This window comes from Paenibacillus sp. J45TS6, assembly GCF_018403285.1.
GTDB lineage: Bacteria > Bacillota > Bacilli > Paenibacillales > Paenibacillaceae > Paenibacillus.
Window position 1 is genome coordinate 1 of the sequence record NZ_BOSJ01000101.1, and the last position, 256, is coordinate 256.

2 tRNA genes are annotated in these 256 nt (G+C 52.0%); both read left to right on the top strand.

The annotated features are described in order from the left end of the window. The first annotated feature begins 21 nt into the window (after positions 1-21). Positions 22-110, top strand: a tRNA-Ser gene (locus KJS58_RS25200). Positions 111-142: 32 nt separating this feature from the next. Further along, a tRNA-Glu gene (locus KJS58_RS25205) sits at positions 143-214 on the top strand. The last annotated feature ends 42 nt before the right edge of the window (positions 215-256 follow it).

A 256-nucleotide genomic window follows, 5' to 3' on the forward strand; every position in this document is an offset into this window, starting at 1 on the left:
CCTGTTCGGGGAGCCACTTTTGGAGAAGTGTCCGAGCTGGCCGAAGGAGCACGATTGGAAATCGTGTAGGCGTCACAAGCGTCTCGAGGGTTCGAATCCCTCTTTCTCCGTTGCGAACTTTTTAGGATGTTTAATACAGTAAGGCCCGTTGGTCAAGGGGTTAAGACACCTCCCTTTCACGGAGGTAACAGGGGTTCGAATCCCCTACGGGTCACTTTATATGGAGATTTAGCTCAGCTGGGAGAGCATCTGCCTT